Annotated in this window: 9 protein-coding genes and 1 pseudogene; 5 read left to right on the top strand and 5 right to left on the bottom strand. The window is 71.9% G+C overall.

Annotated elements, in window-relative coordinates; translation table 11 throughout:
- Positions 1 to 115: 115 nt before the first annotated feature.
- The 4 genes and pseudogenes from MTF69_RS20480 to MTF69_RS20465 form a co-directional block, all read right to left on the bottom strand.
- Positions 116 to 712 carry a hypothetical protein gene (locus tag MTF69_RS20480; protein WP_243336358.1) on the bottom strand — a complete coding sequence of 199 codons (597 nt, stop codon included), beginning with the start codon at positions 710 to 712 and terminating at the stop codon, positions 116 to 118.
- 216 nt (positions 713 to 928) lie between these two features.
- Positions 929 to 1,483: a GNAT family N-acetyltransferase gene (locus MTF69_RS20475; protein ID WP_243336357.1), complete on the bottom strand. Its 555-nt coding sequence runs from the start codon at positions 1,481 to 1,483 to the stop codon at positions 929 to 931.
- Between the two features lie 46 nt (positions 1,484 to 1,529).
- Positions 1,530 to 3,779: an MMPL family transporter gene (locus MTF69_RS20470; protein ID WP_243336356.1), complete on the bottom strand. Its 2,250-nt coding sequence runs from the start codon at positions 3,777 to 3,779 to the stop codon at positions 1,530 to 1,532.
- 333 nt (positions 3,780 to 4,112) lie between these two features.
- Positions 4,113 to 4,475, bottom strand: a pseudogene (locus MTF69_RS20465) (signal peptidase I); the annotation flags it as partial.
- Positions 4,476 to 4,588: 113 nt separating this feature from the next.
- Here MTF69_RS20465 and MTF69_RS20460 point away from each other — a divergent pair.
- On the top strand, positions 4,589 to 5,398 hold the full coding sequence (locus MTF69_RS20460; RefSeq protein ID WP_243336384.1) for a GNAT family N-acetyltransferase: 810 nt from the start codon (positions 4,589 to 4,591) through the stop codon (positions 5,396 to 5,398).
- Between the two features lie 137 nt (positions 5,399 to 5,535).
- Here MTF69_RS20460 and MTF69_RS20455 read toward each other — a convergent pair whose 3' ends face one another.
- Positions 5,536 to 5,925: a chloride channel protein gene (locus MTF69_RS20455; protein WP_374323430.1), complete on the bottom strand. Its 390-nt coding sequence runs from the start codon at positions 5,923 to 5,925 to the stop codon at positions 5,536 to 5,538.
- 66 nt (positions 5,926 to 5,991) lie between these two features.
- Between MTF69_RS20455 and MTF69_RS20450 the strand changes: the two genes are divergently transcribed.
- The 4 genes from MTF69_RS20450 to MTF69_RS42930 all read left to right on the top strand — a co-directional run bounded on the left by MTF69_RS20450 (position 5,992) and on the right by MTF69_RS42930 (position 9,707).
- Complete coding sequence (locus tag MTF69_RS20450; protein WP_243336355.1) at positions 5,992 to 6,513, top strand: DinB family protein; 522 nt, start codon at positions 5,992 to 5,994, stop codon at positions 6,511 to 6,513.
- A gap of 102 nt (positions 6,514 to 6,615) precedes the next feature.
- Entirely contained in the window at positions 6,616 to 7,440 is an 825-nt protein-coding gene (locus MTF69_RS20445; protein ID WP_243336354.1) for a helix-turn-helix transcriptional regulator, read from the top strand.
- Positions 7,437 to 7,673: a DUF397 domain-containing protein gene (locus tag MTF69_RS20440; protein WP_243336353.1), complete on the top strand. Its 237-nt coding sequence runs from the start codon at positions 7,437 to 7,439 to the stop codon at positions 7,671 to 7,673. The genes MTF69_RS20445 and MTF69_RS20440 overlap by 4 nt, the downstream gene beginning before the upstream one ends.
- A gap of 60 nt (positions 7,674 to 7,733) precedes the next feature.
- The gene (locus MTF69_RS42930; protein ID WP_279345989.1) at positions 7,734 to 9,707 is read left to right on the top strand and encodes a protein kinase; all 1,974 of its coding nucleotides are present in this window, start codon (positions 7,734 to 7,736) and stop codon (positions 9,705 to 9,707) included.
- Positions 9,708 to 9,775: the final 68 nt, after the last annotated feature.

Raw genomic sequence — 9,775 nt, 5'->3', positions numbered from 1 at the left:
TGTCTATCTCGGTCGTCACAAACTGAGAGTGGGCACCCTCGCGTCCGTACAGCTACCCCTTGGAATCAATCATCTAGGCGGGCCGCCGGGCGGCAGCGAACGGACAGCGAACGGCCTAGGCGGCGCCGTCGGGGGCCGTCGGGAGGGCGAGGACGTACATGAACGCGAAGGCGAGCACGCCGATGGCCGCGATGACGACGGCGGCCCAGGACACGGAGCGGACCCAGGCCGGGAGGGTGCGGCCGGGGGCGCCGAAGGCCGGGCGGGCGAGCACGAAGACGGCGATGAGCAGCGCGATCGTCGACAGGACGCCGTTGACCAGGGCGGTCATGTGCCAGGCGTTGCCGTACAGCGCCTCGATCTTGTCCTCGGTGGTGGTGGCGGTGGCCGAGCTGATCTGGCCCTTGAGGGTCTCGCGCTCGCCGATGACGCGGGAGGTCCAGCTGCCGCTGAGGGCGATCAGGCCGAGACCGGCGGCGACGATCGCGGAGGCTCCGGAGGCGACACCACTGCTCTGCTGCTCGTCGGCCGTGGCGTCGAACTCGTCGAGCTCGTCGTCGAGGTCGGTGGCGAGCTCCTCGCCCGTGACCTCCTCGGTGGCGGCGGTGTCCGCGGCGGCCGGGGCGGTCGTCTCGTCGGTGGCGGCCTTCTTCAGGTCGGCCGGGGAGTCCGCCTCGGGAGCGGTCGGGGCGGGGGTCTTGGTGGTGTCCATGCGGGGCACCGTAGGCGGCTTTTCTGAGAGGTTCCTGAGAATCCGGCCGGGCAGCGGCCAGCGCCCCGCCCCGGCCCCCCGGGATGCTCGGGGCGGGGCGGGAACGGGCGGGTGCGCGGGGTGGGAACGGGCAGGTGCGCGGCGCGGGAACGGGCGGGTGCGCGGCGCGGGAGCGGGCGGGTGCGCGGCGCGGGAGCGGGCGGGTGCGCGGGGTGGTCAGGCGGGGCGGGCCGCGGACCACTCGTGGGCGAGGAGCGCCCAGATCTCGGTGTCCTGACGGACCCCCCGGTGGAGGTGGTTCTGGCGCATGACGCCTTCACGGGTCATGCCGAGGCGCTCGGCCACGGCGAGGCTCTTCTTGTTGCCGGAGGCTGCGTGCCACTCGACGCGGTGCATGCCGCGCTCGCCGAATGCGTAGTCGATCAGGACGCGGCAGGCCTTCGTCACCAGACCGCGGCCGGCCGCGGCGGGCTCCAGCCAGCAGCCGATCTCGCAGTTGCCCGTCCCCGCGTCGAACGCCGGGAAGAGCACGCCGCCCACGAGGGTGCCGCCGAGCCGGATGCCGAAGAACCGCGCGCCGTCCTCCCCCGCCGTGAGCGCGTACTTGGCCAGCAGGGCCCGGGCGGACTCAAGGTCGGACGACCGGTCCGGGAAGCCGACGTACTGGCCGATGAACTCGCGTCCGCGTTCGATGTGGGCGAAGAACTCCTCAGCGTGCCGGGCCTCCAGCGGGAACAGCTGGGCGTCGTCGGCGAGGTCTATCGAGAACATGCGCGTTCTTCCTTGGCTGTCGAGCGGCGGGTGGCGGGTGGCCGGATCACCGGGAGCTGGTCGCGGGCTCGGCCGCGTCCTCGCTCGTGACGGGGTCCGCGCCGGGCCGCTGCAGGGGAAGTTTCGCATGCGGACGGCGCTCCGGGGGCTCGATGCTGATCTTCGGGAGCCGGCGGTCCAGCCAGGCCGGCAGCCACCAGTTGGCTCCGCCGAGCAGGTGCATCAGGGCCGGGACGAGGAGGGTCCGCAGGACGAAGGCGTCGAGGGCGACGGCCGCGGCGAGCGCGATGCCGAACATGGCGATGAGCCGGTCGCCGCTGAGTACGAAGGCCAGGAAGACGGAGATCATGATGACGGCCGCCGAGTTGATCACCCGGCTGGTCTCGGCGAGGCCGACGCGCACCGCCCGCTGGTTGTCCCCCGTCTCCAGCCACTCCTCGTACATCCGGCTGACGAGGAAGACCTGGTAGTCCATGGACAGCCCGAAGAGCACCGAGACCATGATCACCGGGAGGAAGGGCTCGATCGGCCCCGCGCTGCCCAGCCCCAGCGCCTCGCTGCCCCAGCCCCACTGGAAGATCGCGACGACGACTCCGAAGGAGGAGGCGACGGCGGCGACGTTCATGGCGGCCGCTTTGACCGGGATGCCGATGGAGCGGAAGGCCAGCAGCAGGAGCACGCAGCCGAGTGCGATGACCACCCCGACGAAGAGCGGCAGTTTGCCGACGATGACCTCGGCGAAGTCGTCGTACCCGGCGGTCACGCCGCCGACGTGCACCTGCATCGAGTTGTCGTGTCCGGCGCGCGGGATGACGTCCTCGCGCAGCCTGTCGACCAGCTCGCTCGTGGCCCGGGACTGCGGGGAGGAGTCCGGTACGACGTTGACGACGGCGGTGTCGCCGCTGCGGTTGAAGACCGCCGGTCCGGCCGCGGCCACGCCCCTGGCCGTACGGAGCGACTCGGCCAGCGCGTCCACGGCGACCCGGTCGCCGGCCCCGCCGAGGCGGGCGACCACGGTCAGCGGGCCGTTCATCCCCGGGCCGAAGCCCTCCGCGAGCAGGTCGTAGGCCTTGCGGGTGGTGGACGTAGCCGGGTTGTTGCCCTGGTCGGAGGTGCCGAGGTGCAGGGAGAGCGTGGGCAGTGCCAGCACCACCATGACCACCGTGGCGACCAGGCCGAGCAGCTTCGGGTACCGCTCGACGAAGGCGGACCAGCGGGCGGCGAAGCCGGTGACCGCGTCGGGCTGCGGACCTTCGGCGGCCAGCTTGCGGCGCTCGCGGCGGGACAGCGCGCGCATGCCGATGTACGAGAGGAGCGCGGGCAGCAGGGTCACCGAGGCGGCGACGGTCAGGACCACGGTGAGGGAGGCGGCGATGGCGACGCCGTTCAGGAAGTTCAGCCGGAGCACCAGCATGCCGAGCAGCGCGATGCAGACGGTCGCCCCGGCGAAGACCACGGCCCGGCCGGTGGTGGCGACGGCGCTCTCGGCGGCCTCCGCGACCGGGAGTCCGCGTTTGAGGCCCTTGCGGTGGCGGGTGACGATGAACAGCGCGTAGTCGATGCCCACCCCGAGGCCCACGAGGCTGCCGAGCATCGGGGCGAAGTCGGCGACCGGCATCGCGTGACCGAGCAGGGCGATGCCGAAGTAGGCGGTGCCCACGCTGACCAGGGCGGTCGCGATGGGCAGCAGGCTGGCGGCCAGTGACCCGAAGGCCAGGAACAGCACCAACGCGGCGATGGCCACGCCGATGACCTCGGCGAGGTGCGCGGAGGGGGCCTCGGTGAGGCCGATGGCGCGCCCGCCGAGCTCGACCTGGAGCCCGTCGGCCTGGGTCGTGGGGTTCCGCGCGGCGTCCACGACGGCCTTCGCCTCGCCCTTGGGCACCGAGTCGGCCTGCCGGTCGAAGGTGACCACGGCGTAGGCGGTACGCCCGTCGCGGCTGATCCGGGCCCCGCTGTCGGGCCCGGGACCGTAGGGGCCGGCAACCGATCCGACACCGGGCAGCCCGGCTATGGAGTCGAGGGCCCGCGTCATGCGCTCCTGCACGGCCGGCGTCCGCACGCTCTGCCCGTCCGGGGCCCGCCACACGATGGTGTCGGTGTCGCCGCCCTGCCCGTGGAAGCCTTCCCGCAGCAGGGCGTGCGCCTTGGCGGACTCGGTGCCGGGGACCTCGTAGTCGTTGGAGAACGCCGTCCCGGCGCCGACCGCGGCAGCCGCGGTCCCGCCGAAGGCGAGGAGCCAGAGCAGGACGGCGACGAGTCGGTGCCGCATGCACCAGCGTGCGAGGGCTGACAACGGACGGGCTCCCTGGTGGTTCGGATCTTTACCGGGGAAGGGCCCGTCGCAAAGAACGTGTGAACACTGAAAACTGAACGCTGGGCGTCTGGAATTGGCGTCTGGAATTTTAGTGGGGCGGTTGGTCTACACCTCCACGATCGCAGCGTCGCGTGATCGTTGGCGGCCATCGTGGGCAGCGTCACAGGTGTTCGGGCAGGTCCGGGACCATGGTCACAGGGGGTTCGGAGCGGAGGTCCGTCCGGACTGGTCGTGGGGGTGGTCGGCCGGGTGGCCGTGGGGGCGGTCTTGGGGGTGGTCGGCCGGGAGGTCGTGGGGGCGGTCGTCGGGCTCTTCGTCGGTGCGGTAGCCCGGCAGCGAGGGCCAGCGCACGGTGAGCACCACCGAGTCCTCCTCCGCGTACCAGGAGTGGTCGACTCCGCGCCCCCACACGACGTAGTCCCCTTGGTCGGCCAGTACGACGCTCCGGCCGGGGAACTCCAGCCGGAACCGTCCGCTGATCAGCACCTGCAACGCCGTACGGGACTCTCCGCGCACCCAGCTCGCCCGCTCCTCGCCCTTGGGGTGGACGCCCCACTTGATCTCCACGTCCTCGCTGTGGCGGGGATCGCCGGACTCCTTGAAGTGGCCCAGCAGCCAGCCCCGGTCGACGGCGGCGTCGGGGGCGGCCTTGCCGGTGTAGACGGAGGGGTGGATGGGGGGTGCGGAGGAGTGTGCGGAGGGGTGGATGGGGGGCCTGTGGTCGCTCACGGGCTGAGGTTAATGCAGTTGTCGGACCCGTCGGCGGCTGGTGAGCTGGCCGGATGACGATGGATCCGGATGACCTGCTGAAGGTGCGCGCCGAGTTCGACTCCGTGATGCGGCGGGATGCGCGGCCCGACACCAGTGACGCGCGCGTGGAACGGGCGGGCGCGGTCGTACGGCAGATCGTGCCCGGCCCCGGAGGGAACATGGTGCTCTGGTCGGACCTCGACGAGCACACGGCGGACGCGGCGATCGCGGAGCAGGTGGCGTTCTTCACGGAGCTGGCCGATCGGGGCGAGGTCCCGTCGGCGGAGTTCGAGTGGAAGCTGTACGGCCACGACCGCCCCGCCGACCTCGGGGACCGGCTGCGCGCGGCCGGCTTCGTGGCGGAGCCCGCGGAAACACTGCTGGTGGGGCGGGTGGAGGACCTCGCCACGCTGTCGGTGGAACCACCGGAGGGCATCACGCTGCGGGTGGTGACCGACGAGGTGGGAGTGGACCTGATGATGGAGGCCCACCGCCGCGCCTTCGGCGCGGATCGCCCGCGCATCAAAGACCTGATGCTGAACCTGCTGAGGGACGAGCCGGACACGATCGAAGCCGTCGTCGCCATGGCGGGCGACACCCCGGTGAGCGCGGCCCGGATGGAGATGCGCCCGGGAAGCCCCTTCGCCGGCCTGTGGGGCGGCGGCACCGTCCCGGAATGGCGAGGTCACGGCATCTACCGCCTCCTGGTGGCCCACCGCGCCCGCGTAGCGGCGGACCGGGGCATCCGCTACCTCCAGGTCGACGCATCGCAGGACAGCCGCCCGATCCTGGAACGGCTGGGCTTCGATGTCCTGGGCGTGACCGTGCCCTGGGTCTGGGAGGGGTAGCCCCCGACCCCCTACGCCGCCAGCTCGATCCCCCTGCGCGCCAGCTTCAGCGTGTACACCGTGTGCTCGTCGCCAGGATCTTGCCCAGCATCAGGAGCAGCAGCAGGCCCAGGGCGTACTTCCCGTGGACCGCGCCCTCAAGGACGGGGTAGCCGACTCCGTACATCTGGGGCAGTGCCGGCAAGCAGCCCGCCCACCGCCGGGCGCAGCCATTGCGGGCCGCGCCACAGCCGGTCGCACAGGTCCTCGGCCGCGTACAGGAAGCGCATGAAGCCGATCCCGACGGTGCCCGCGAGGACTCCGAGGGCCGCGAAGAGCAGGTACTGCCCGGCCTGCCCCACCCGCATCGCCTCGAGGACCAGGAACGGCCGGTCTCCGAAGACCGCGCGGGCGATGGCGCAGGCCGTGACGGAGGCGAGGGCAAGCAGGACGAAGTACGGGCCGAGGAGGCGTGCGCCGGGGTGCGCGGCGTGGCCGGCGGCCGCGTAGTCGGCGTGGCCGGACAGCAGCTCTGTCGCCCCGATCAAAGAAGGGTGCCCAGATAGGGGCGAACGCCTTCCACCGACCGGGACCAACGGGGCAAGATCTCAGCCATGGCAGCAACACCAGAATCCGCCCACCGCGTCGCCCCTCCCCTCGCCGGGGGCGAGCGCGAGACGCTCCGCGCGTACCTCGACTTCCACCGGGCCACCCTCGCCTGGAAGTGCGAGGGCCTCACCGACGAGGAGCTGCGCCGCCAGTCGTCCCCGCCCTCCACCCTGTCCCTGCTCGGGCTGGTCCGGCACATGGCGGAGGTGGAGAGGCACTGGTTCCGGCGCACCTTCGGCGGGGCCGAGGTCCCCCACCTGTGGTCGGACACCCACGACTTCCAGGCCGCCTACGACGCCTCCGGCTCAACCCGCGCCGAGGCCTTCGCGGCCTGGCGCGCGGAGGTCGAGCACGCCCGTGCGGTGGAGGCGGCCGCCGAGTCCCTCGACGCGACGGTGCGCGTCGAGAAGTGGGAGGAGGACGCCTCGCTGCGCCTGCTCATGCTGCACATGATCCACGAGTACGCCCGCCACAACGGCCACGCGGACTTCCTCCGCGAGGCCGTCGACGGCGCCACGGGCGCCTGAGACCGGCCGCTCGGCCCCGGCCACCGGGTCGGGCCGGTTTTGTACGGGTGCTGTACGGGTCGACGGTGCGTCAGCTCCGTTCCGCACGGGGATGTCGCAGTCATGGCAGACAACAACAAGCCCCAGCGGAACGTCTCCTGGCGCGTCCTGGGCGCGATGGCCGCGCATTTCCGCAAGCAGGCGGGCTACACGCAAGCGGCCCTGGCCGAGGGGCTGCACACCGACCCGGAGACGATCGCCTCCATGGAGCAGGGCCGTCGCCTGCTCCAGCCGCGCATGGCGGCGACGCTCGACGAACTGTTCGGAACGGGCGGGCTGTTGAGCAGCTCGCTCGACAAGATCCCGAAGCGGGAGCGGTACCCGGCGTTCGCGATCGACTTCATTACGCACGAGCGGGACGCGGAGAGTCTGTTCTCGTACGAGAACTCGGTTATTCCGGGGCTGCTCCAGACACCGGAGTACGCGGCGGCCGTCTTCGGCTCGCTGTACCCCCCGCTCACCCCTGAGGAGGTCGAGGTCCAGACGGCTACCCGACTGGGCCGCCAGTCGATGCTGGCCCGCAAACCCTGGCCGCCGATGATGCACTTCATCCTGGAACAGTCCGTCCTCGAACGTCCCGTCGGAGGGCGGGAAGTCCTCCTGGCCCAGCTCCGCCACATGCGGGAGATGGCCGAACTCCCGTTTCTGGGACTCCAGATCATGGCTACCGCCCGGGAGACCCACGCTGCGCTCGACGGACCGATGGTGCTGCTGGAAACGGGCGACCACGACCAGCTCGCGTACATCGAGGGGCAGGGCGTGAGCTTCCTGCTGGACGACCCCGAGGAGGTCCATCCGCTGACCCTCAAATATGGGATCCTGCGGAACCAGGCGCTGTCCATGGAGGACAGCAAGCGCCTGCTGGACGACCTGCTAGGAGAGTCATGACCCGCGCACTGACCTGGTTCAAGTCGAGCTACAGCGGTAGCGAGGGCGGCAACTGCCTCGAAGTCGCCTACCACTGGCGGAAGTCCAGCTACAGCGGTAGCGAGGGTGGCGACTGCGTAGAGGTGGCCGCCCACCCCGCCGCCGTGCACGTCCGCGACTCCAAGGTCACCGAAGGCCCCGTCCTGACCGTGGCCCCCTCCGCTTGGTCCGCATTCGTAACCTCCGCAGCTTGACCACCACCCTCCCGCGCCGGGAAGCTGACCCCCACTCAAACAACCGGCGCTGGGGGGAAATTGACCAGCCAGAATCTGCACATCGGGCCGGACGCGGCAGCGGACCGCTACCGCTTGCTCCGGTCCATCGGGCGCGGCGGGGAGGCCGTGCTCTATCTCGCGGAGATCGAGCTCGCGGGAGGATCCGAGCCCGTCGTCGTGAAGGTCCTCGACTCCAAGACCACGATCACCCCGGACGTCTTCGACCGGATCAGCCAGAAGTGGAACGAGCAGGCGGAACTGCTGCGCTTCGTCCACCGGCCCGGCGTCGTGGGCGTACGGGAGCATTTCGAGGGGCCGCCGATCCACCGGCCCGGGGAGTCCTCAACGCTGACCGGGCGGGCGCTGGTCCTGGTCATGAACCACGTCGACGGTCTCGACCTGCGGGACTGGCGGGCCGAGCGGACCCTCGCCACGGCCGCCGAGCGGCGCGAAGTGATGCGCACGCTGGAGCAGTTGGCCGACGTACTGGACTGGCTGCACTCGGGGAAGGCCACCCCCTCCGGGCGTCAGGTGATCCACGGTGACCTGTCCCCCGGCAATGTCATGGTCGACGTGCACGGGCAGGCCACCCTGGTGGACTTCGGCCTCAGCAAGCTGACCGCGGACCACCAGACGGCGGAGGTGTGGTTCACCCAGGGCTACGCGGCGCCGGAGGTCTTCGAGGGGAAGCGGACCCCGGGCGCGGACCGGTACGCCTTCGGGGCCATCGCGTACTTCCTGCTGAGCGGAGAGTCCCCGCCCTCGACGCCCGAACTGCTGGCGGGGGCCCTCGTACGGCTGCCGCAGTTCGCCGTGCTGGACGCGGAGCAGCGGGAGCGGATCGCCTCCATCTACGCCGCGGACCCGCTGAAGCGGCCGTTGAACCTGGCGGGCTGGATGAAGGACATCCGCCGCGCGGTGGTGTCCACCACCACGTCCACCTCCCAGCGGGTGGTCCAGGACGCGGTGCCGGCACCACCGGCGACTCCCCCGGCCGCGGCCCCCGTCCCCGCTCCGGCAGCGGCCCCGCCGAAGCCCGTGGCCCCGCCCCAGCAGCCACCGGTGGCCCCGGCGGCTCCGGTGGCGGCTCCCGTGGTGGCGGCTCCCACCGGCCCCCCGGCCGGTCCCCCGGCCGGTCCCCCGGCCGGTCCCCCGGCCGGTCCCCCGGCGCAGCCGGCGTACGCACCGCCGCCCGCACAGCCCGTGTACTCCGCGCCGCCCACCGAGCCCGCGTACACCCCGCCGCCGGTCCAGGCGAGCGTGCCGCAGGGGTACGGTCCGGCGCCCGTGGCCGTGTCCCCCACGGAACCGGCACCGGCGCCTGCGCCGCCCCCGCGCAAGAAGCGGCGGACCGGGCTGGCGCTCGGGGCGCTGCTCGCCGTTCTGGTGGTGGCGGGCGGCGCCGTGGTCGGCGTAAAGCTGCTCGGGGACAAGAAGGACGCGGACGGCTCGAACACGGCGTCCGGCGGGGACAAGGCGGCCTCGTCCCCCTCGGCCCCCGGCAACCCGGCCCCCACCCCGACGCCGACGCCGAGCCCGTCCGAGTCCGCGTCCGCGTCCGACGACCCGACGGCCCAGCCGACGGCGACCGGCTCCCAGCCCCCGTCGGGGGTCGCTCCGGGAGTCAATGCCGCCGATCTGACCGTCATGAGCCCGGTCACGGACCTGGGCGGGTTCGAGGTCCGGCCGGCCAAGATCGACACCAAGGAGTACGGGGCGGCGTTCGTCGCCGAACGCCGCTGCTACAGCGACACGTACACCGAGTTCGACCTCAACCGCGCCTGGAAGAAGCTCGACTTCATCGTGGGCATCGACGACGGCTCGACCAACGAGAAGGGGCGGATCAGCTTCTCCCTCGACGGCCGGCCCGCAGGCTTCTCCGAGCTCGTGCAACTGGGCAAGCCGATCACCCACACCCTTGACGTGAGCGGCGCCCTGCGGCTGCGGATCAAGGTCGACAAGGGCTGCGACAACGGCACCGTCGTCATCGCCGCCCCTGTACTGGGGCGCTGAGACCACGAAGGCCCCGTACCGGATCCACCGGTACGGGGCCTTCAGGCATGCGCAGATCGACTCCGCCG

It is taken from the genome of Streptomyces sp. AP-93 (assembly GCF_022808175.1).
In the GTDB taxonomy this organism is placed as follows: domain Bacteria; phylum Actinomycetota; class Actinomycetes; order Streptomycetales; family Streptomycetaceae; genus Streptomyces.
This window is presented reverse-complemented; position numbering and strand designations above follow the sequence as displayed.

Excerpts from the sequence above, each read along its gene's own strand:
- MTF69_RS20480 (WP_243336358.1), bottom strand. The coding sequence starts at position 712 with ATGGACACCACCAAGACCCCCGCCCCGACCGCTCCCGAGGCGGACTCC.
- MTF69_RS20475 (WP_243336357.1), bottom strand. The coding sequence starts at position 1,483 with ATGTTCTCGATAGACCTCGCCGACGACGCCCAGCTGTTCCCGCTGGAG.
- MTF69_RS20460 (WP_243336384.1), top strand. The coding sequence starts at position 4,589 with ATGGATCCGGATGACCTGCTGAAGGTGCGCGCCGAGTTCGACTCCGTG.
- MTF69_RS20450 (WP_243336355.1), top strand. The coding sequence starts at position 5,992 with ATGGCAGCAACACCAGAATCCGCCCACCGCGTCGCCCCTCCCCTCGCC.
- MTF69_RS20445 (WP_243336354.1), top strand. The coding sequence starts at position 6,616 with ATGGCAGACAACAACAAGCCCCAGCGGAACGTCTCCTGGCGCGTCCTG.
- MTF69_RS20440 (WP_243336353.1), top strand. The coding sequence starts at position 7,437 with ATGACCCGCGCACTGACCTGGTTCAAGTCGAGCTACAGCGGTAGCGAG.